The organism is Mycobacterium sp. NGS49 (assembly GCF_059812565.1).
In genome coordinates this window covers 111,958-132,303 of record NZ_JCALCX010000011.1, presented here as the reverse complement: position 1 = coordinate 132,303, position 20,346 = coordinate 111,958, and the positions used below count along the sequence as shown (strand labels likewise).

Here is a 20,346-nt window from a genome sequence, read left to right as displayed (position 1 = left end):
GAGTCGTTTCGCCCGGCGTCAGCGAGCAGCGCATCGCGGGCCCTTAGCCTGCCGTGCCCGCGGGCGCGGTCTCCAGCCTGGCGATGACGTAGAACGGAAGGGCTACGAACAGCGTGCCACCCACCAGATTGCCGACGCCGGTGACACAGATGTTGGTGATCAGCCCGCCATGGCCCACGCCCCAACTGATCCCGCCGTGCGGTGCGCCCGGATGAAACAGGTTGAGCAGCAGGGGAAGCCCCAGGAAGCCGACGTTGGCGACGACATGCTGGTCGCTTCCGATCACAAAAGCGAAGGGCCCGTAGAACGCGAAGCCCATCCGGGCAACGTCGCTGCGGGCCTTGTAGTACATACACATCGCTGTCTGCAGGAACCACGTGCACAGGACGGCGAGCAGGAACGCCGTCCAGAGGCCTTGGCCGGCTTTCTGTGCCCCCACGGTGGCCGCGCGTGCCGCAAAGGCACCCAGATATGGGCCTCCGGCGGCGGCGCAGACGGCGACGAACAGCAGTGCACCAGCGATATTGCCGGCTAATCCGATCCCCAACAGGCGAAGGTAGTCCGCTGTCCGCATGCGCCGTTGCAGCACGGCGAAGAAGCCGGCAGCCATGTCCGCGGTGATCAGCGAGGCACCAGAGACGAGGATCAGCACGAAGGACATGCCGAACGCCAGACCCATCAGCAAGCTGGCGATTCCGGGGGTCGCAACGCCGGTGCTGACCACCAAGGACAACAAAGCGCCGAATCCCACCATCGCGCCGCCGACCAGTGATCGCATCAGAAATGCCCAGGGATGCGCCGATTTCACGAGGGCCATGTCCGCAATTCGGAAAACCATGGCCGGCACGCTCAGCGGCTCGAACCAGTCACCCGTCAGGGCTGTCGTGTTCGGCGTACCAAGGGACTTCAAGATGCCTCTGAGTGAACGGTGTTCGCCCAATCGTGCATTCGGCCGGAGTAGTAGAGCAGCGGCAGTGAACCGTTGCGGCGCACGGTACAAGCTCGGATCAGCAGGATGACGTGATCACCTGCCTCATAGATGTGGTCGATGAAGCCGCTGACCGAGGCGACGGCACCGGCCAGAACCGGGCAGCCGTCGTCGTCGGTGTCGAATTCGACTCCGTCGAAGCGGTTCTCGACCTTGCTAGCGAACTGCCTTGCCAGATCCGCCTGATGGCGAGCCAGCACGTTGACGGCCACCGCCCTACCCTGGCGGAACGCCGGAAGGCTGCGTGCACTGCGCGACACGCATTGCAGTAACAGGGGAGGGTCGATCGACACCGAGGCGAACGAGCTGATTGTCATTCCCACCGACCTCTCGCCCAGCCGCGTGGTCAAGACCGTTACCCCAGAAGGGAACGCTCCCATGGCATTCCGCATCGACGCAGCGTCGACGTCTCCGGCGAACATCGGCACGCTCACGGGATGACCTGCCGTTGGGTGGTGTTCCACGTGTAGTCGAGGAACTTGCCGTCGAAGGTCACCACCACCCGGTCACCCTGCGGATCGTGACGGCGTTCCACGCTCATCCGGAAGTTGATCGCGCTCATGATCCCGTCACCGAACTCCTCCCCGATCAATTCCTTGATCGCCGGCCCATACACCGACAGCGCTTCGTAGAACCGGGCGATGGTGGGGTCGGACGCCAACGATTCGTCACCTCCGCGATAGGGCAGCATCTGTAGTGTCGTGGCCGCCTCGTCGCCGAGGCCGAGGAGCGACGCGACCACGGAGGCCTCCTCACCGGAGAGCGGATGTTGCCCCAGCAGCGCGGCAACAGTCCATACCGGGTCTTTGCCGATCGCGTCGGCAATCTTCGTCCAGCTCAATCCCTTTGCCACTCGAGCGAGTCTGATGGTTTCGGCGAGCTGCAACTTGGACGCGTTATGCATGTCGGCGAAACGTGTGGTCGCGGAACATCAGGATCCTCCGTTGCATGGATTCGGTTATTACGGCGTTAGTGCCCGACAGCGCCGAAACGTGACGGGCCGTCGGCTGTGATGTACGCAACTGGCGGGCCGGGGGTGATGATGGAGAGTCCTACCCGCAGCCGTGTGATACTGCGGCATGCTTTTGTGGAGGGGCGCCGCACTTCGCCGGCGCGAGTTCCTGGCCGTCGCCGCACTGCTCCCGGTGGCGGGCTGTTCTCGACGCGGACCCGACGGTCATGCGACCACACCGTCATCGGCGCCGAAACCCGCGCCAGACCTGGCCGGGCAGTTCGATCAACTGGAACGCCGATACGAAGGAAGGGTGGGTGTCTACGTGCCTGCCACCGCCACGACCGGCGCGATCGCTTACCGCGCGGACGAACGGTTCGCGTTCTGCTCCACGTTCAAGGCCCCGTTGGCCGCGGCGGTGTTGCAGCGTTATCCGCTGGCGCATCTGGATGAAACGGTCACCTTCACCAGAGCCGATATCAATTCGGCTTCGCCGGTGACCGAGCAGCACGTCGACACCGGCATGACGGTCGGACAACTGTGCGACGCTGCCGTCCGCTACAGCGACGGCACCGCCGCAAACCTGTTGCTGGCCCAGGTAGGCGGGCCCTCCGGCTTCACCGGTTATCTCCGCAGTCTCGGCGACAACACGAGTCGGCTGGATCAAGCCGAACCGGAACTCAACCGGGATGCGCCGAATGACGAGCGGGACACCACGACCCCGCACGCGATAGCTCTGGTGTTTCAACAGCTGGTGCTCGGCGACGCGCTGCCACCGGACAAACGTGCGAAGCTCACCGACTGGATGGCCCGTAGCACCACCGGCGGCAAGCGGATCCGCGCCGCGTTCCCTGCGGAATGGAAGGTGATCGACAAGACCGGGTCAGGCGACTATGGGCGGGCCAACGATGTCGCCGTCGTATGGTCGCCGGCCGGGGTGCCGCACGTCGTCGCGATCTACACCGACATCGTCGGCGGCGGGTATGACGCTCAGCCCGACGAGGCATTCGTCGCAGACGCCGCGCGGATCGTGGCCTCCGCCCTCAAAACTTAACCCGGGTAACGCCGTGGCGTGAATACCCGATCGCCGGAATCGCTTGCATGCCATTGGGTTTGGGAAGAGCCGATGATCAACAGACAGCGCATGTCGACGTCGGCGGGGTTTAGGTCGGCCAGGCGAACCACGCGGACCTCCTCGTCGGGGCCGGATACGTTGCGGCCGATCACCACCGGCGTGCCCGGCTCGCGATGGGTCAGCAGCAGCTCGCGCATGGCGCCGACCTGCCAGGTCCGCGACTTCGACGCCGGGTTGTAAATGGCCAGCACCAGATCTGCGGCAGCGGCGGCCGCCAGGCGCGCGGCGATGACGTCCCACGGCTTGAGCCGGTCGGACAGCGAGATCACCGCATAGTCATGGCCCAGCGGCGCGCCCACCCGGCTGGCGACCGCCTGGGCCGCGGTCATCGCCGGAATCACCCGAACCTGCACGCCGGGCCACTGTTTGGCCTCCTCCAGTACCGCGGTTGCCATGGCGAACACGCCCGGGTCCCCCGAGGACACCACCGCCACCGCGTGGCCCTGCTCGGCCAGCGAGCAGGCCAACCGGGCGCGGGCCGGTTCGTCGGTGTTGTCGCTCGCGTGGCGGCACTGGCCGTCGCGCAGCGGGACCCGGTCCAGGTATCCGGCGTAGCCGATCAGGTCGGTTGCGCCGGCCAGTTCACGTCGGCTCTGCGGTGTCATCCACTCGGTGTCGCCGGGGCCCAGCCCCACCACGGCGACCGTCCCGGCGACCCCCTTACGGCGTCGGCCGCCCGGCAGCATGGCCAGCGAAAAGTACGGCACGCCGGCCTCGTCGACCTCAGCGGCGGGTAGCACGCGTTGCCCGGGCGTGCTCGCCCGCTCCACGTAGAAGGTGTCCTCGAGCTGACCGGAAGCCGAGAGTGCTTCGCGCACATTGTGATACGAACGACCGAGTTTGAGGATCACCGCCGCGTCGGCATCGGCGAGCCGGCGGGTCAACTCACTCACCGGCAGGGTGCCGGGCAGCACCGAGAGCACTTCGTCGCCGGCCACCAGGGGAGTGGCGACAGCGGCGGAGGCGGCGCTCACCGATGTCACGCCAGGCACGATCACCGCGTTGAACCGCTCGGTCAAGCGCGTATGCAGATGCATGTAGGAGCTGTAGAACAGCGGATCACCCTCGGCCAGCAGCGCGACATTGCGCCCGGCGGTCAGGTGTGCGGCGATCCGCTCGGTGGCAGCGACGTAGAAATCCTCCAGCGCACCCGCATAACCCCCGGGATGATCGGTGGTCTCGGTGGTCACCGGATACACCAGGTGTTCCTCGATCTGACCGGGCCGCAGATACGGTTCGGCGATGCCGCGTGCGATGCTGCGACCGTGGCGGGCGCTGTGATAAGCCACCACATCGGCCTCGCCGATGAGCCGGGCCGCCTTGACCGTCACCAACTCCGGATCACCAGGGCCCAGCCCCACCCCCCACAGCGTGCCGGTCATTCGCGTTCGGTCGCTATCGCGTTGACTGCCGCCGCGGCCATCGCGCTGCCGCCCCGACGGCCCGACACCACCAGGTAGGAGATCCCCCGTGGACGGTCGACCAACTCCTGCTTGGACTGGGCGGAGCCGACGAACCCGACCGGTCCCCCCAGCACTGCCGCCGGCGGCGCGACTCCCTGGTCGACCAGCTCCAGCAGGCGGAACAGCGCAGTCGGGGCGTTGCCGATGGCGAGGACGGCACCCTCTATTCGGTCGGCCCACAAGTCGACCGCGGCGGCCGAACGGGTGGTTCCCTGTTGGGCGGCCAACCCGGCCGCGCGTGGATCGGAGACCAACGACACCACCTCGTTGCCGGTGGGCAGACGAGACTTGGTGATCCCGGCGGCCACCATCGACGAGTCACACAGCACCGGCGCGCCTGCGCGCAGCGCGGCTCGGGCCCGGGTGACCACGTCGTCGGTGAAGACGACGTGCTCAGCGACGTCCACCTGGCCGCAGGTGTGGATCAGGCGGACCACAACGCGCTCGACGTCGGCGGGAAATCGGCTGAGGTCGGCTTCAGCGCGGATTGTCGAGAACGACTGCCGGTAGATCTCCGCAGCATCGCGGGTGTAGTCGAGCACCCGCCCACCTTAAGACCTCAGCAGCCGGTAACCCGTGCCGGTAGCGACCAACACCTCACCGTCCACTGGGCTGCCACACGCCCGTTCACAGCCGACGAAGTGCCGTCGGACTGGGTAACCAGCGTCCAACGCGTCCGCGGCATCGGCCCGTACGTCGGCAGCGGAGTGTGCGCACCCGGGGCTGCCGGTACATGCGCTGACCGACAGCCAGGGGGAGTTCTCGTCGAATATCAGACCCAACGGCGCCAGCACGCGGAGTGCGACGTCCGCCCGCTCTTCGATGAGATCGCACACCAGCACCGACCGCCACGGGGTGATCACGATCGGTGCTTCGATCGCGGCCAGAAATTCGGCGACCCGGGCGGGCAGCATCCCCAGTGGTACCGCGGCTCCCAGGGCGATCCGGCCGTCGACCTGCGGTATCCAGCCCACCGGCGGCCTCGTGCCGGCCGGGACGACCGCGCCCACATCGGCACCGGGCAGCAACTCGCTGAAGTCGTCGAGTTCGGCTACCCGCCAAGCTTTTTCACGGATCTCGAGGAATCTCAGTGCGACGTCGGTCAGCGTCTGGTCCACGTCGGTGACCGGCACTCCGGTGTCGCGACCGGCCAGCAACAGTCGGGGGCCGTCGGCGAAGACGTGCACGCCAGCATCGGCACGCAGGGCTGAGACGTCACCGCTGCCGTCGTCCAGACTGAACCAGAATCGGCCGCCCAGCTCGGACAGCTTTGGTTCGGCGCAGATCGCCGCGTCCAACTGCCGCACCCACGGACGCACATCCGCTTTGGCGTTCACCCGGCCCGACAGCGGAGACGCCACGATGTTGCGCACCCGCTCGTGCGTGGCCGACGGCAGCAGTCCGGCATCAGCGATCGTTTCGGCGACCTTGTCGACGTCGGTGACCGCCCGCAACTGCACGTTGCCCCGACCGGTCAGCTCCAAGGTCGCCGAGCCGAAATCGCTCGCCACGCCAGCCAGTGTTGCCAGCTGCGCGGCGCTGAGCATGCCGCCCGGCAACCGTACCCGCACCAGCGCGCCGTCGGCGGCCCGATGCACCTGTAACGCCCCCGGGCAGGCGTCGGAGTTGCGAGTCCTGGTCACGCATCCACGGTACGGCCCGGTGGGTTAGACCGCCGGGCCGGCGGGCACACCGATGTCTGTGCAGACGACGATGGAATATGCCCCAGGACGCTGGGCCGATGTCTTCGGCGACGCGACGCAACCCAGCGTCCTGGTGTGGCACGGGATGCAGAGCAACGCCCGCACCGCCGTCCGGCCGCTGGCCGGGCTACTGGCCGGCCATGGTCTGGCCGTCGTTGTGCCGGACTGGGACTCGCACGCCGACGATGGTGGACGGACAGATCTGCTGCGATCCCTCGACTTCGCGCGCGAGCGCGCCGACGACGGGCTGGTGCTCGTCGGGTGGTCCCTGGGGGGTGCCGCGGCGGCCGGGGTGACCCTCGATGCGCAGCGCCACGAGGTGGCGATCTCGCATACCGTGTGCCTGGCCGGTGCCTTCATGGCCAATGACCCGGTCTCCGGACAGCCGGCGACTGACCTGCTGTCCGCCGACCGGGTCGGCGCGCCGTTCACCTTGCTGCACGGTCGCTCCGATGACGTCGTACCGCTGACGTCGAGCGCGGAATTCGCCGCGGCGCTGGAGCACGCCGGCTGGCCGGTGGACGTGGTAGTACTGGCGGCCGATCACGGGTCGATCGCAGGCGCCGAGTACGACTCGGCGGCCGACCGCTACGTGCCAGGTGAAGGTGAGCACACGCAACTCGTGGCCCGCGAGGTCGCGGACCGGATCGCAGGACTCGCCCGGCCAGCAGTTAAGTAGTCGACTACTTCAGGCGTCCGCCCGGCGCCGCGGCACACTTCGGGAAGTCCAGCGACGAAGGGGTGTGCAATGAAGCAACACGGTACGCATGCGGTGGTGCTGGGTGCGAGTATGGGCGGCCTGCTTGCAGCACGGGTGCTGGCCGATTTCTTCGACAGGGTCACCGTCGTCGAACGTGACCTGCTGCCCGATGGCCCGGTCAACCGCCGTGGCGTCCCGCAAGGGCGGCTGATCCACGCCTGCCTCGCGCGACTCACCGCGGTGCTCGACGACCTGTTCCCGGGTTTCCGCGCGGGTCTGCTGGCCGACGGCGCCACCACCTGGGATGACGGGGATTTCTCCAAGCTGGACTGGTCGTTCGGCGGGCATCCGCTGGTGCGTTCGGGCAAATCCGCGGACGCGCCGCACATCGTTTCGCCGAGCCGGCCGGTCCTGGAATGGCATGTGCGCGAACGTGTCAAGAAAATCGAGAACGTCGTGTTCCGGGAGAATCACGATGTCGTCGGTCTGACGGCGACACCGGATGGCCGCCGCGTCGACGGGGCCAGGGTGGTCGACCGTGCGACCGACCTCGCTGTGACGTTACCGGCTGACCTGGTCATCGATGCGACCGGACGCGGGTCACGCACACCGGTTTTCCTGGAGCAACTCGGTTACGGCCGCCCCGAAGAGGACGAGGTCAAGGTGCAACTCGCCTACGCGTGCCAACTGGTTCGCATACCGCCCGGGGTGATCAAAGAGCACATGATCGCCCACTTCCCGCAACCGGGCCAACCGCGGATGTTCGCCATGATCGGCTACGAGAACAATTCCTGGATGATCGGTGCCGGCACCATGGCGGGACTCGAACCACCCCGTGATCACGCCGAAATCCTTTCTTACGCTGCAGAACTGGCGCCGAGCGTGTTCGACGCCATTCGCGCGGCCGAGCCGATCAGTGACGTCGTCCACCATCGGGTGCCGTCCAACCGGTGGCGGCGCTACGACAAGATGCGCCGGATACCCGACGGTCTGCTGGTGGTCGGTGACGCGGTATGCAGCTTCAACCCGATCTACGGGCAGGGCATGACAATTGCCGCTATCGAAGCCACCGTGTTGCAGGACTGCCTGCGGCGCGGCCCTCAGGGCCTGGCACGCCGGTTCACCGGCCGCGCCGCCAAGCAGGTTCGGGTGGCCTGGCAGACCGCCGTCGCCTCGGATCTGGCTCTGCCGGAGGTGCCCGGACCACGTCCGCTGTGGATCCGGATCAACAACGCATGCCTGGCGCCGGTGATGACAGCGGCGGAATCCGACCCGGTGGTGGCCGCACAGTTCATGCGGATCACCGGGATGATCGACTCACCTCTTCGATTGATGCGGCCCTCTTTCTTGCTTCGGGTCGCGCGGGCACAACACCGCCGGCCGGGCATTCGGCCCGTCCACGAGGGGTCCGGCGGACATGTTGGCGCCCGCGAATCTTTGGGTACCCCGGCCCGATCGGCGTAACGTGCACGTCAGCGAGAAATCGGGAGGCCGACGTGACTCAGCCGCGTGCAGTGAAGATCGCGATCATCGGTGCCGGGATGTCCGGCATTTGCATGGCGGCCAAGTTACAGGATGCGGGCATCGACTCGTTCACCATCTTCGAAAAGGCCGACGATGTCGGTGGCACCTGGCGCGACAACACCTATCCCGGACTCCACTGCGATGTTCCGTCCCGTTTCTACTCCTACTCGTTCCGGCCAAACCCCCAGTGGTCACACCTACTTTCGCCCGGCCCCGAAATACATGCCTATTTTCAGCAGGTCGCCGAGGAGCGGGGCATCAGTCGGCTTATCCGCTTCGGTCGCGAAGTCACTCGGCTCAGGTACGACGACGGGAAGTGGCACCTCAGCACCGACGAGGGTGAGGAAACGTTTGATGTGGTCGTCACCGCAACCGGGTTTCTGCGGGTGCCGCGCTACCCCGACATCCCCGGACGAGATACGTTCGCCGGCCCCGCCTTCCACTCCTCGCGCTGGGATCATTCTGTCTCGTTGGCGGACAAGCGGATTGGTTTGATCGGTACCGGATCCACGGGGGTGCAGATCACCGCGGAGTTGGGCGGAAAGGTCCGTGGACTCAAGGTCTTTCAGCGCACCGCACAGTGGATCTACCCGATGCCGAACGGGCGCTACTCGACGCTGACACAGGCAGCGCTGGTACGGCGGCCCTCGCTGAACCGGCTGCCCTACCTTTTCTGGGGTCTGCTGTTCAGCAAGTTCTTCGGCATCGCTCCCGTCCGGCCGGGTTGGCAACGACGCTTTCTCCAGGCCATGTGCCGGTGGAACCTGCGGCTTTCGGTCCGTGACCCGCAACTGCGAGCGAAACTCACCCCCAAGGATCAGCCGATGTGCAAGCGGCAGGTGATGGCCGGGCATTTCTACCGCTCGGTGCGCCAGCCCGGGGTCGAGGTGATCACCGAGGCGATTGACCACATCGACCCCCTGGGGATCGTGACCGCCGATGGCGTCCTACACGAATTGGACCTGCTGGTTTACGCCACCGGGTTCGACGCCCGCGCATACGTACGACCGATGGAGATCATCGGTGAAGGGGGCCTCACTCTGGACGAGGTGTGGGCCGATGGCCCGATCGCCTATCGTTCCGTCGCGGCGCCGGGGTTCCCCAACCTGTTCATGATGGTCGGCCCGCATTCGCCGATCGGCAATCAGTCATTGGTGCCGATTGCCGAGGATCAGGCCGACTACGTGATGTGGTGGATCGAGCAGCTGCGCGCCGGCCGGGTCGTTGCCGCCGCACCCACCGAAGCGGCCACCAAGCAGTATAACGAGGACATGAAAGCCGCTATGCCGCAGACAATCTGGGTCAGTGGCTGCAGCAGCTGGTACCTGGGGAAGGACGGCTTGCCGGAACTGTTCCCGTGGACGCCGAAGACTCACCACGAATTGCTGCGTCAACCCGAGCCCGCCGACTTCGACGTGCGGACAGCCTGAACTCGACTACACGAGGCGGGGACGGCCATCCAGCTCGCGCATCCCGCCCGCGCGGCGCCACAACGACGACTGCGGGCCCGGGGTGATGCGCGTGTTCTGGCTCACGAGAGCCCGGTCCGGCGCGAGTAGACGTCGTGCTGCTCACGTTGCAGGTCGGTGGTGAAGACGCGTCCGGTCCCCAGTGCCCGGCCGAGCGCCTCAGCCAGACCCATCGGCAGGAGGCGCTGAGCCCACAGCGTCGCCCCCAGCGAACGGGGGATGGCCACCCTGGGGCTGGGCTTCCCGATCACCTCGACGACCGCCCGCGCGACGTCTTCCGGCTCGGCGTTCTTGAAACCCTTGGCATGCCCGACACCGGCGACCATGTCGGTATTGGTCAGCGTCGGCATGATCACGGTGAAGTGCACGCCGCTGCCCCGGTTCTCCATCCGGACCGCGTCGGTGTACCCGAGGACGGCATGCTTTGTCGCGCAATAGGTTGCGATGCCCTGGGTAGGTAGCACGCTGCCCAGCGACCCGATGTTGATGACATGGCCGCGGCGCCGGGGCAGCATCCGTTGCGCGGCCAGTTTGGTACCGAGGATGACGCCGTGGACGTTGACGTCGAACAGGCGCCGGGTCGCGTCATCGGCTTCCTCGACCGCGCTGCCCACCGTGATCAGGCCCGCGTTGTTCACGACGACGTCAAGCGGCCCGAGTTGGGTTTCCACTGTGTCGAGGAACTCGGTGAACGACGGCCGGTCGGTGACGTCGAGTCGCAGGGCCAGTTGTAGCCCGAGCCGGTCGCCCGCGTCTCTGGCGGCGCCTTCGTCGATGTCACCGATGGCGACGTTGGCGCCCGAACGGTGCAGGGCGGTCGCGATGGCCAGGCCGATTCCGCGAGCGCCCCCGGTGATGGCGACGACTTTTCCGGCAACCGAGGATGTCATCGCTTCACGCTACCCAGCGCGGGGTGCTGCCCTACAGCAACCCGCCAACGCCGGCGTTGCCGGCCTGGCCGGCTTGCCCCGTGACGCTGGATATCGCAGTCAACAAGCCGCCTTTGAGGCCAGTGGGGACGGAGACGGTCGCTGTGACGGTAGTGCCCGGGCCTAAACTCGCTGTTGCCGGGTTGACGGTTACAGCCATGCCGGCCGGGGCGAGGAGTTGGATGATGGCCGCCGTTCCGGTGACGTCGTTGGTGACGGCGACGGTGTAGGTGGCAGCAACACCCGAGCTGGGGATGGTGAGCGCCGCGATGCCCGGGCTGCCGGCGCCGCCCAGCCCAGCGGCTCCGCCCGGACCGGACAGCCATCCGCCGCGCCCGCCGTCGCCGCCGTTGCCGCCGTCGAGAGCGAGGCTGGACAAGCGAAGTGAACTTATCGGGAGCGATTGACTGTAGGTTGCGCCGCTGCCGCCTTGCCCGCCGGCTCCACCGGCGCCCCACCAACCGGCGGCGCCACCCATGCCTCCGGCGCCGCCGTTGACACCCTTGGTGCTCGAGGTCGTCGCCGGCGCGGCGGCGCCCCCGGCACCCCCACCGCCGCCGTCGCCGTACAAGTACCCGCCCTGGCCACCTGCCCCGCCGGGTGCGCCCGCACCACCTGCCCCGCCGGCGCCGCCATTGCCGATCAACCCCGCGGCCCCGCCGGCGCCACCGGCCACCCCGGGTGTGGCCGCTGAAAATCCGTTGCCGCCATTGCCGAACAACAACCCACCGGCGCCGCCGTTGGGGCTGGCTGCCGTCCCGTCCGCGCCGTTGCCGATCAACGGACGTCCCAACAGGGCATTGGTGGGCGCATTGACCACACCCAGCAGGTTGTCGATCATCGTCTGCAGCGGTGCGGCGTTGGCCGCCTCGGCGGTCGCGTACGACCCGGCCGCGGCGCTCAATGCCTGGACGAACTGGTCATGGAACGCCGCTGCCTGGCGGCTCAGCGCTTGGTAGACCCGGGCGTGGCCAGTGAACACCGACGTGATCGCGGCGGAGATTTCGTCAGCAGCTGCCGGCACCAGTTCAGCGGTGGGCGCGACCGTCGCCGTGTTGGCAGTGATCAGGGCCGAGCCGATACCGGATAGATCCGTTGCCGTTGAAGTGAGGAGCTCGGGGATTGCCCACAGATTCGACATCGCTGTCCTCCTGCCGCGTCGCAATTGACGTCTCGGTGACTCGAATGAATGTCGAGATTACGCCGGGTCCGGCGCGATGTCTGCGGGTTGAAAGCAAAATACTCTCCGGGGTCGAGCAAGTGCGCCGGATGCGGCGAGACCTGTCGTTGTTCGATTGTGCGACAAGGGCTTACGTGCCGAGTGTCAAACATGGTTAAAGTTGTGCGATGGTTGCCGCCCCGTCCAATGAGAGGATGCTTGTAGGCGTCGCTGCCGCGGCCGTCGCCCTCGGGGTGGCTCAGTTGGTCGGGATCCCGTTCGATGGGCGAGCCGATGCGCGCACCGCCGTCGGCTCGGCGGTCGTCGACCTGACACCGGGGCCGCTCAAAGAGTGGGCGATCCAGACCCTCGGCACGCTGGACAAGCTCTTCCTCGCCGTCGTCGTGCTCGTGGTGATCGCGACCTTGGCAGCGATCGCCGGCACCCTCGAGACTCGGCGTCGACCGCTCGGCAGCGCTGTGATCGCCGCGGCGGGTGTCCTCGGATGCGTTGCCGTGTTGTCGCGGCAAGGGGCGACAGCACTCGACACGATCCCTACCATCGTCGGCACCGTCTGCGGTGTACTGACTTTGCGCATCCTTGACAGTCGTATCCGGCTGGACTCGGAGGATGAGGACGGCACCGGCGATCAGACGGATGCCGGCAGGCGCAGGCTGCTCGTTCTGGGCGTGCTCGGATTCGGAGTCGTCAGTGGCGTGGCGGGTGCCGTCATCGCGCGCTTGACACATTCGGTTGCAGCCGATCGCAAAACCTTCGTCCTGCCCCCGCCACGATCATCGGCAGCACCGATACCGGCGGAGGTGCAACCCAACGGCGTTGCGCTTCCGAGCTTCATCACGCCCAGCACCGACTTCTACCGGATCGACACCGCACTCAGTGTTCCTCAACTCAGCCACCGCGACTGGCGGCTGCGCATCCATGGAATGGTGGACCGCGAAACCACCTACAGCTTTGCCGACCTCGCCCGTTTCGACATCGTCGAAACGGTGGCGACGCTGACCTGCGTATCGAATCCCGTTGGTGGGAAACTCATTTCAACGGGCATTTGGACGGGATACCGGGTGGCCGATCTGCTGGCGGCAGCCGGGGTGCACAAAGACGCCGACATGGTGCTCTCTACTTCCATCGACGGCTTCACCGCCGGCACCCCGGTGCAGGCCCTCACCGATGGCCGCGACGCGCTGCTGGCTGTCAGCCTCAACGGTCAGCCCCTGCCGGTCGAACACGGCTACCCGGCCCGCCTGGTGGTGCCGGGACTTTACGGCTACGTGTCGGCCACCAAGTGGGTCGTCGATCTGGAGCTGACCCGGTTCGACAGAGCAAAGGCTTACTGGACACGGCAGGGCTGGGCCGCGCAGGCGCCCGTCAAGACCGAGTCCCGGGTCGATGTGCCGAAAAGCGGTCAGCAGGTGCCGATTGGGACGGTGGTGTTCGGCGGGGTCGCGTGGGCACAGAATCGTGGTGTACGGGCCGTCGAGGTGCGCCTCGGCGACGGGCAGTGGCAGCCAGCTGAACTGGGCGCGAGCTACTCCAACGAGACCTGGCGGTTGTGGAGCTTTACGTGGCAGGCGAAAAGCACCGGGAAGCAGACCATTACCGTGCGGGCCATCGACAACACCGGAGCTGTGCAAACGGAGCAGCGCGCTGATCCCGTTCCCGACGGCGCCACCGGCTGGCACAGCGTGAGCTTTTATGTGACGCAGAAGTAAGTCCTACTTTGAAGACATTTTCCGCCAGCTGAATACCGCGATAGCGACGCCGATCAATGCGGTGATCGGACCGACGACGGACCAGGTGGTCGTGTTACTCATCGGGCTGCCGCCGAGCACTCCGAATCCCTGCAGGGCCCAGATCAGACCGAATAGCGCGATGATCAACCCGACCGCGAAGGTGACGACGAAACCCCTGCTCATACCGAGACCCTACGTGCCGATTCGGCGGGTTCACGTCACTGCTGTACGAATAATGAGTGGCTGAGCCGACCGTCCTGTTGCTGTCGACGTCCGACACCGACCTGATCAGTGCCCGTTCCAGCGGGAAGAACTACCGGTGGGCCAACCCGGCGCGGCTGTCCGAAGTCGAACTGCCCGAACTGCTGGCCGAGGCGGCGGTCGTGGTAGTTCGGATCCTCGGGGGGTACCGGGCGTGGGAGGACGGCATCGACACGGTGCTGGCCAGCGGGGTGCCGACCGTACTGGTCAGCGGTGAGCAGGCTCCCGACGCCGACTTGACCGGTCGCTCCACGGTCGCGGCGGGCATCGCGGTGCAGACGCACATCTACCTGGCGCACGGGGGCGTCGACAACATCCGCCAGTTGCACGCGTTCCTGTCCGACACCGTGCTGATGACCGGGTTCGGTTTCACGCCCCCGGTGGCGACCCCGACCTGGGGTGTGCTGGATCGACCGGCTGTCGACAGCGAAGGTCCGACGATCGCCGTGCTGTTCTACCGTGCCCAGCAGCTGGCCGGCAACACCGCCTACGTGGAGGCGCTGTGTCGGGCGATCGAACGAGCCGGCGGGCGCGCGCTGCCCGTGTACTGCGCGTCGCTGCGTACCGCCGAACCCGAATTGCTCGACACTCTCGGTGCCGCCGATGCCATGGTGGTCACCGTGCTGGCCGCCGGGGGAGTCAAGCCCGCCGCGGCGTCAGCCGGGGGAGATGACGACAGCTGGAACGTCGAACACCTTGCTGCGCTGGATATTCCGATTCTGCAGGGACTCTGCCTGACCAGCTCGCGGGTGCAGTGGAGTGACAATCACGACGGTCTGAGCCCCCTTGACGTCGCCACCCAGGTCGCGGTACCGGAATTCGACGGCCGCATCATCACCGTTCCGTTCTCGTTCAAGGAGATTGACGAGGACGGGTTGATCTCCTATGTCGCCGACCCGGAGCGCTGCGACCGGGTGGCCGGACTGGCGGTGCGGCATGCGTTGTTACGCCGGGTCCGCCCCGCCGACAAGCGGGTGGCCCTGGTGTTCTCTGCCTACCCCACCAAGCATGCCCGGATCGGGAACGCCGTCGGCCTGGACACACCCGCCAGCGCGGTGGCGTTGGTGCAGGCCATGCGCGACGCCGGTTATCGGGTGGGCGACCTGCCCGGTGTGGCGGCGCAAGACGGTGACGCGCTGATCCACGCCTTGATCGAGCGTGGCGGGCAAGATCCGGACTGGCTCACCTCAGAGCAGTTGGCCGGCAACCCGATCCGGGTGTCGGCCGCCGATTATCGACAGTGGTTCGCCACCCTGCCGAACGAACTGACCGACGCGGTGACCCAGCACTGGGGTCCGCCACCCGGGGATCTGTTCGTCGACCGCAGCACTGATCCTGACGGTGAAATCGTCATCGCCGCAATGCAATCGGACAACCTGGTGCTCATGGTCCAGCCGCCGCGCGGATTCGGCGAGAACCCCGTCGCCATCTACCACGACCCCGATCTGCCGCCCAGCCACCACTATCTGGCCGCCTACCACTGGCTTTCTCAAGACTGTCCGGCCGGATTCGGGTCGCATGCCATCGTGCACCTGGGCAAGCACGGCAATCTCGAATGGCTGCCTGGAAAGACACTGGGCATGTCCGCGGCCTGTGGGTCCGACGCGGCACTGGGCAACCTCCCGCTAATCTACCCATTCCTGGTCAACGACCCGGGCGAGGGGACACAGGCCAAACGCCGCGCACACGCGGTGCTCGTCGACCATCTCATCCCGCCGATGGCCCGCGCCGAAACCTATGGCGACATCGCGCGGCTGGAGCAGCTGCTCGACGAGCACGCCAACGTCGCCGCACTGGACCCCGCCAAGCTGCCCGCCATCCGCCAACAGATCTGGACCTTGATCCGGGCGGCCAAAATGGACCACGACCTGGGGCTCACCGAAAGGCCGGAAGAAGACACCTTCGACGACATGCTGCTGCATGTCGACGGTTGGCTGTGCGAGATCAAGGATGTCCAGATCCGTGATGGTTTGCACATCTTGGGCCAAAAGCCAACGGGCGAAGGCGAAGTCGACTTGGTGCTGGCCATTCTGCGGGCCCGTCAGCTGTTCGGTGGCACGCATGCGCTCCCGGGTTTGCGGCAAGCGCTGGGCCTGGCCGAGGACGGCACCGACGAACGCGTATCCGTCGACCAAGCCGAGTCCGCGGCGCGCGGTCTGGTAGCGGCTATGCAGGAGTCCGGCTGGGACCCGCAGGCAGCGGACCGACTCACCGACAACGCCGACGTCGCGGCGGTGCTGCGCTTCGCGGCAACCGAGGTGGTGCCGCGGCTGGCTGGTACGGCATCGGAGATCGAGCAGGTGCTGCGGGCGCTGGACGGCCGGTTCATCCCGTCGGGGCCGTCGGGATCACCGTTGCGCGGCCTGGTCAACGTGTTGCCCACGGGACGCAACTTCTACTCCGTCGACCCAAAGGCGGTGCCGTCCCGGCTGGCGTGGGAAGCCGGTGTGGCACTCGCGGATTCGTTACTTGAGCGCTACCGCGCCGACCATGGCAGGTGGCCGCAGTCGGTCGGCCTGTCGGTGTGGGGCACCTCGGCGATGCGCACCGCCGGTGACGACATCGCCGAAGTCCTAGCGCTGCTGGGCGTTCGGCCGGTCTGGGATGACGCGTCGCGTCGTGTCGTCGATCTGGCTGCCATCCCGTTGTCCGAATTGGACCGGCCCCGCATCGACGTCACTGTGCGGATCTCCGGGTTCTTCCGCGACGCCTTCCCGCATGTCGTCACCATGCTCGACGACGCGGTCCAGTTGGTCGCCGGGCTCGACGAGTCGGACGAGGACAATTACGTCCGTTCCCACTCCCGGGCCGACTTCGCCCAGCACGGCGACCAGAGGCGTTCCACCACAAGGATTTTTGGATCGAAACCGGGTACCTACGGTGCCGGGCTGCTGCAGCTGATCGACAGCCGCAACTGGCGCGACGACGCCGATCTTGCGCAGGTGTACACCGCCTGGGGCGGATTCGCCTACGGCCGAAACCTGGACGGTCGCGAAGCAGTCGACGACATGAACCGGCAATACCGGCGAATCGCCGTGGCCGCCAAGAACACCGACACCCGCGAACACGACATCGCCGATTCCGACGACTACTTCCAGTACCACGGCGGCATGGTCGCCACCGTGCGCGCGCTCACCGGCCAGGCGCCGGCGGCCTACATCGGCGACAACACCCGCCCCGACGCCATCCGCACCCGGACGCTGTCGGAGGAGACCACCCGCGTATTCCGGGCCCGGGTGGTCAATCCCCGCTGGATGTCCGCGATGCGCAGGCACGGCTACAAAGGCGCTTTCGAAATGGCCGCGACCGTGGACTATCTGTTCGGCTACGACGCGACCGCCGGGGTGATGGCGGACTGGATGTACGAGCAACTCAGTGAGCGCTACGTGTTGGACCCGGAGAACCGCAAGTTCATGAACGAGTCCAACCCGTGGGCACTGCACGGCATGGCGGAGCGGTTGCTGGAGGCCGCCGGCCGCGGCATGTGGGCCGAGCCGCAGCCCGACACGCTCGACGGGTTGCGCCAAGTGTTGCTGGAAACCGAAGGCGACCTCGAGGGCTGATCTCTCCCGCGATGGGGCGTGGGCGCGCATGGGGTGCGGGGCGCGCAAGCGGGACGCCTCACACGAAATCGGAGCCGCCGTCGACGTTCACCGTCGCACCCGTGACATACCCGTTGCGCCGAGACGCCAGATACGCGGTGATCGAGGCGATCTCCTCGGGCAGCCCCGCACGACCGAGGTCGCACGGGTGGTGAAAGTTCTTGTCGATCCAGGCCATCACGTCCCACGGGTTGGTGGCGTCCAGACCGTCGGCGGCCAGGATGTCCTTGAGGTTGTCCGTGAAGCTGGCCGTCACGATCGTTCCGGGGCACACGCAGTTGACCAGAATGCCTTCCCTGGCAAGGCTTTTGGACAAATTCTTGGTGATACTGGCCAGCGCAGCCTTGGATGCGGTGTAGGCCACCAGGCGCGGACTCTGCCGCTGAATGGAGTGCGCTGCCAGGGTGACGATGCGGGCCCAGTCCGCAGACCGCAGCAACGGCAGAGCGGCGCGGATCGATCGCACCGCCGACATCGTCCCGAGTGCGAACGCCGCGTCCCAATCCGCGTCGTCCATCTGCTCGAAATAGCCGTCGCCGGGTCCGATGGTGTGCACCACGCAGTTGAGTTGGCGCCAGCGGTCGGCAATCTGGTCGAAGCCGGCGGCGATTGACGCGGCATCGGCCATGTCCACACTGATCCCCACGGCGTCCGGCGCACCCGCCGAGCGCAGCAAACCCACGGCAGCATCCAACGCCTGCTGACCGCGGGCCATCACGGCCACGCTGGCCCCTCGGCCGCCAGCGTCTCGGCAATAGCCAGACCCATGCCCTTACTGCCGCCCGTGACCACCGCGGTCGATCCCGCAAACCCCAGATCCATTTGGAGACTCCTTCGTCACCCTGCGATTGTGCCCCCAACGGCTGGCATCCCGGCGCCGCGAGCAGTCGCAAAATCACCTGCTGACGGCCTCCGGAGTGCGATTTTGCGACTGCTCGGCACCTCAAGGCCGGGTAGGTTGGCATCGTGACCCCCACCTTCGCCGACCTGGCCAACGCGAAATACATCCTGCTCACCACGTTCACCAAAGACGGGCGGCCCAAGCCGGTCCCCGTCTGGGCCGCGGTCGACGATGACCGCCTCCTGGTCATCACCGAGGGAAAGTCGTGGAAGGTCAAGCGGATCCGCAACACGCCGCGCGTACAACTGGCTATCTGCGACATGCGCGGTCGCCCGAAAAGCGATCCCGTCGACGGCACCGCGGCCATCCTCGACCAATCGCAGACGAAGGTTGTCTACGACGCGATCGGCAAGCGCTACGGCGTTATCGGCAAGGTCTTCAACCTGTTCAGCAGGCTGCGCGGCGGCATGGAGAACAACGTCGGACTCGAGCTCCGCGTGGCCTGATTCATTTCAGGTGCTCGCCGAAGAACGCGAACACCCGGCGCCAGGCGTCCTCGGTGGCGGCCTCGTCATAGCCGAACCCGGTTACGCGTAACAGCGGCTGGCGGGGAAGCTGGTTGGCGAAGCTGTGCCCGGCACCCGGATAGGACTTGATATCGGCGGTGATGTTCTTGGCCGTGGTCACCTTGCGCAGTCGGTTGGCCGCGCCGATCCCCAGCGGGTCACGATTGCCGAAGCTGGCCACGATCGGGCACGCACCGTCCAACGTCTCACTGAGCTTGCGCGGCAGCGGGGTGCCGTAGAACGGGGCGGAGGCCCCAAACCCCTTGGGCGACAGCACCAGTGCGAACTGTCCGCCCATGCAGAAGCCGGCGATGCCGACCCGCCCCGAACACTCGGGCATCCCCAGCAGATGCTCCCGGGCCGCCAACACGTCATCGATGGCGGGCCCGTGTTTGGTGAGCACGTCGCGCATCACGCGGGTGATGCACCGGGCCCGGCCGCCCCGCGCATACAGGTTCGGGGTAAGCGCCACGTAGCCCGCTCGGGCGACGCGCTCGGACACAGCCTGGTTGTCCGGGGCGTAGCCGATCGCGTCGTGCACTATCACCACACCGGGCCAAGGGCCCTGTCCGGACGGCATATTCAGCAGCGCATCGATCCGTCCCGCGGGGGTGTCGATCTCAATCGTCGTCATAGCGTCATCTAACTGCAGCCGAGGTGACACCGTTCGCGGAACTCCGGCGTGCGGTGCGTACGTTGGCCTCACATGGTTGGACGGCTGTTTCTCATCTACGCCGTCGTCGAGCTCATGGTGACGGTCGGGCTGGCGGCGGCTATCGGCGTCGGCTGGACAGGAGTGGTCCTGCTGGGCACTCTTGTCCTGGGACTGGGCCTGGGTGCCCCGATGGGTGGGCTGCAGCTCACCAGGCAATTCATGCAGCTGAGATCCGGCATGCAGGAACCGCGCAACGCGCTGAGCGACGGCGCGCTGACCGCGCTGGCCACCGGACTGGTCGTGATTCCCGGTGTGGCCACCACCGTGCTGGGTCTGTTGCTGTTGGTGCCGCCGATCCGCGCCGCCGCCCGTCCCGGCCTCACCGCCGTCGCGGTCCGCGGATTCCTCCGACGCGTCCCCCTGGCTGGCGCGCAATCCGCCGGCCTGGCCGATCGCCGCCCGCGCGAACGCCGCGACTACATCGACGGCGAGGTCATCGACGTCATCGATGGCGACCCACCGACTCTGACCCGCGCCCCCATCCCATACGAGCCGCCCGCATAAACGGTTCCGCTTGCTTACCCGCCATCTAGGGTTTTGCCGTGACTCCTATCACTTTGGTCGTCAACGGCCGGGTACACAGTCCCA

Annotated in this window: 16 protein-coding genes and 3 pseudogenes; 8 read left to right on the top strand and 11 right to left on the bottom strand. The window is 66.9% G+C overall.

Annotation, left to right across the window (positions count from 1 at the left end; all coding sequences use genetic code 11):
• Positions 1 to 43: 43 nt before the first annotated feature.
• The 3 genes and pseudogenes from AC5Y7D_RS13710 to cynS form a co-directional block, all read right to left on the bottom strand.
• Positions 44 to 874 (bottom strand): annotated as a pseudogene (locus tag AC5Y7D_RS13710) (formate/nitrite transporter family protein); the annotation flags it as partial.
• Positions 875 to 906: 32 nt separating this feature from the next.
• Positions 907 to 1,422 (bottom strand): flavin reductase family protein, encoded by a 516-nt coding sequence (locus AC5Y7D_RS13705; RefSeq protein WP_499924658.1) that lies wholly within the window; start codon positions 1,420 to 1,422, stop codon positions 907 to 909.
• Positions 1,419 to 1,892 carry a cyanase gene (cynS, locus tag AC5Y7D_RS13700; RefSeq protein ID WP_499924655.1) on the bottom strand — a complete coding sequence of 158 codons (474 nt, stop codon included), beginning with the start codon at positions 1,890 to 1,892 and terminating at the stop codon, positions 1,419 to 1,421. Before cynS ends, AC5Y7D_RS13705 begins: the two co-directional genes overlap by 4 nt.
• A 175-nt stretch (positions 1,893 to 2,067) precedes the next feature.
• Between cynS and bla the strand changes: the two genes are divergently transcribed.
• Complete coding sequence (gene bla / locus AC5Y7D_RS13695; RefSeq protein ID WP_499924653.1) at positions 2,068 to 2,994, top strand: class A beta-lactamase; 927 nt, start codon at positions 2,068 to 2,070, stop codon at positions 2,992 to 2,994.
• Here bla and AC5Y7D_RS13690 read toward each other — a convergent pair.
• From AC5Y7D_RS13690 to cobG, 3 genes are read right to left on the bottom strand one after another with little or no spacing between them, the layout of a single operon-like run.
• Positions 2,991 to 4,457 carry a precorrin-2 C(20)-methyltransferase gene (locus AC5Y7D_RS13690; protein ID WP_499924651.1) on the bottom strand — a complete coding sequence of 489 codons (1,467 nt, stop codon included), beginning with the start codon at positions 4,455 to 4,457 and terminating at the stop codon, positions 2,991 to 2,993. The two genes, bla and AC5Y7D_RS13690, sit on opposite strands and share 4 nt — an antisense overlap.
• Entirely contained in the window at positions 4,454 to 5,080 is a 627-nt protein-coding gene (locus tag AC5Y7D_RS13685; protein ID WP_499924649.1) for a precorrin-8X methylmutase, read from the bottom strand. Before AC5Y7D_RS13685 ends, AC5Y7D_RS13690 begins: the two co-directional genes overlap by 4 nt.
• Positions 5,081 to 5,089: 9 nt before the next feature.
• A complete protein-coding gene (gene cobG, locus AC5Y7D_RS13680) occupies positions 5,090 to 6,181 on the bottom strand; it encodes a precorrin-3B synthase (protein WP_499924647.1) in 1,092 nt (363 codons plus the stop codon).
• A gap of 70 nt (positions 6,182 to 6,251) precedes the next feature.
• Here cobG and AC5Y7D_RS13675 point away from each other — a divergent pair, with 70 nt between their 5' ends.
• The 3 genes from AC5Y7D_RS13675 to AC5Y7D_RS13665 all read left to right on the top strand — a co-directional run bounded on the left by AC5Y7D_RS13675 (position 6,252) and on the right by AC5Y7D_RS13665 (position 9,895).
• Complete coding sequence (locus AC5Y7D_RS13675; RefSeq protein ID WP_499924644.1) at positions 6,252 to 6,920, top strand: alpha/beta hydrolase family protein; 669 nt, start codon at positions 6,252 to 6,254, stop codon at positions 6,918 to 6,920.
• A gap of 69 nt (positions 6,921 to 6,989) precedes the next feature.
• Positions 6,990 to 8,405: an FAD-dependent oxidoreductase gene (locus AC5Y7D_RS13670; RefSeq protein WP_499924641.1), complete on the top strand. Its 1,416-nt coding sequence runs from the start codon at positions 6,990 to 6,992 to the stop codon at positions 8,403 to 8,405.
• Positions 8,406 to 8,437: 32 nt separating this feature from the next.
• Positions 8,438 to 9,895: a flavin-containing monooxygenase gene (locus AC5Y7D_RS13665; protein ID WP_499924637.1), complete on the top strand. Its 1,458-nt coding sequence runs from the start codon at positions 8,438 to 8,440 to the stop codon at positions 9,893 to 9,895.
• A gap of 101 nt (positions 9,896 to 9,996) precedes the next feature.
• Here AC5Y7D_RS13665 and AC5Y7D_RS13660 read toward each other — a convergent pair whose 3' ends face one another.
• The gene (locus AC5Y7D_RS13660) at positions 9,997 to 10,824 is read right to left on the bottom strand and encodes an SDR family oxidoreductase (RefSeq protein ID WP_499924635.1); all 828 of its coding nucleotides are present in this window, start codon (positions 10,822 to 10,824) and stop codon (positions 9,997 to 9,999) included.
• A 307-nt stretch (positions 10,825 to 11,131) separates the two neighbouring features.
• Positions 11,132 to 12,004, bottom strand: a pseudogene (locus AC5Y7D_RS13655) (PE family protein); the annotation flags it as partial.
• Positions 12,005 to 12,237: 233 nt separating this feature from the next.
• Here AC5Y7D_RS13655 and AC5Y7D_RS13650 point away from each other — a divergent pair.
• Entirely contained in the window at positions 12,238 to 13,752 is a 1,515-nt protein-coding gene (locus AC5Y7D_RS13650) for a molybdopterin-dependent oxidoreductase (protein WP_499924632.1), read from the top strand.
• A gap of 3 nt (positions 13,753 to 13,755) precedes the next feature.
• Here AC5Y7D_RS13650 and AC5Y7D_RS13645 read toward each other — a convergent pair whose 3' ends face one another.
• The gene (locus tag AC5Y7D_RS13645; RefSeq protein ID WP_499924631.1) at positions 13,756 to 13,956 is read right to left on the bottom strand and encodes a hypothetical protein; all 201 of its coding nucleotides are present in this window, start codon (positions 13,954 to 13,956) and stop codon (positions 13,756 to 13,758) included.
• A gap of 56 nt (positions 13,957 to 14,012) precedes the next feature.
• On the opposite strand from AC5Y7D_RS13645, the gene cobN reads away from it, so the two are divergent.
• On the top strand, positions 14,013 to 17,597 hold the full coding sequence (cobN, locus tag AC5Y7D_RS13640; RefSeq protein WP_499924629.1) for a cobaltochelatase subunit CobN: 3,585 nt from the start codon (positions 14,013 to 14,015) through the stop codon (positions 17,595 to 17,597).
• Positions 17,598 to 17,655: 58 nt separating this feature from the next.
• On the opposite strand, the pseudogene AC5Y7D_RS13635 reads toward cobN, so the two are convergent.
• A pseudogene (locus AC5Y7D_RS13635) lies at positions 17,656 to 18,458 on the bottom strand (SDR family NAD(P)-dependent oxidoreductase).
• 144 nt (positions 18,459 to 18,602) lie between these two features.
• Here AC5Y7D_RS13635 and AC5Y7D_RS13630 point away from each other — a divergent pair.
• The gene (locus AC5Y7D_RS13630; RefSeq protein ID WP_499924624.1) at positions 18,603 to 18,983 is read left to right on the top strand and encodes a PPOX class F420-dependent oxidoreductase; all 381 of its coding nucleotides are present in this window, start codon (positions 18,603 to 18,605) and stop codon (positions 18,981 to 18,983) included.
• A 1-nt stretch (position 18,984) separates the two neighbouring features.
• On the opposite strand, the gene AC5Y7D_RS13625 is transcribed toward AC5Y7D_RS13630, so the two are convergent.
• Complete coding sequence (locus AC5Y7D_RS13625; protein ID WP_499924622.1) at positions 18,985 to 19,677, bottom strand: dienelactone hydrolase family protein; 693 nt, start codon at positions 19,675 to 19,677, stop codon at positions 18,985 to 18,987.
• 72 nt (positions 19,678 to 19,749) lie between these two features.
• On the opposite strand from AC5Y7D_RS13625, the gene AC5Y7D_RS13620 reads away from it, so the two are divergent.
• Positions 19,750 to 20,262, top strand: a complete 513-nt coding sequence (locus AC5Y7D_RS13620; RefSeq protein ID WP_499924620.1) for an FxsA family protein — start codon at positions 19,750 to 19,752, stop codon at positions 20,260 to 20,262.
• Positions 20,263 to 20,346: the final 84 nt, after the last annotated feature.

Excerpts from the sequence above, each read along its gene's own strand:
- AC5Y7D_RS13625 (WP_499924622.1), bottom strand. The coding sequence starts at position 19,677 with ATGACGACGATTGAGATCGACACCCCCGCGGGACGGATCGATGCGCTG.
- AC5Y7D_RS13620 (WP_499924620.1), top strand. The coding sequence starts at position 19,750 with ATGGTTGGACGGCTGTTTCTCATCTACGCCGTCGTCGAGCTCATGGTG.
- cynS (WP_499924655.1), bottom strand. The coding sequence starts at position 1,892 with ATGCATAACGCGTCCAAGTTGCAGCTCGCCGAAACCATCAGACTCGCT.
- AC5Y7D_RS13660 (WP_499924635.1), bottom strand. The coding sequence starts at position 10,824 with ATGACATCCTCGGTTGCCGGAAAAGTCGTCGCCATCACCGGGGGCGCT.
- AC5Y7D_RS13690 (WP_499924651.1), bottom strand. The coding sequence starts at position 4,457 with ATGACCGGCACGCTGTGGGGGGTGGGGCTGGGCCCTGGTGATCCGGAG.
- AC5Y7D_RS13670 (WP_499924641.1), top strand. The coding sequence starts at position 6,990 with ATGAAGCAACACGGTACGCATGCGGTGGTGCTGGGTGCGAGTATGGGC.
- bla (WP_499924653.1), top strand. The coding sequence starts at position 2,068 with ATGCTTTTGTGGAGGGGCGCCGCACTTCGCCGGCGCGAGTTCCTGGCC.
- AC5Y7D_RS13675 (WP_499924644.1), top strand. The coding sequence starts at position 6,252 with ATGGAATATGCCCCAGGACGCTGGGCCGATGTCTTCGGCGACGCGACG.
- AC5Y7D_RS13650 (WP_499924632.1), top strand. The coding sequence starts at position 12,238 with ATGCTTGTAGGCGTCGCTGCCGCGGCCGTCGCCCTCGGGGTGGCTCAG.
- AC5Y7D_RS13645 (WP_499924631.1), bottom strand. The coding sequence starts at position 13,956 with ATGAGCAGGGGTTTCGTCGTCACCTTCGCGGTCGGGTTGATCATCGCG.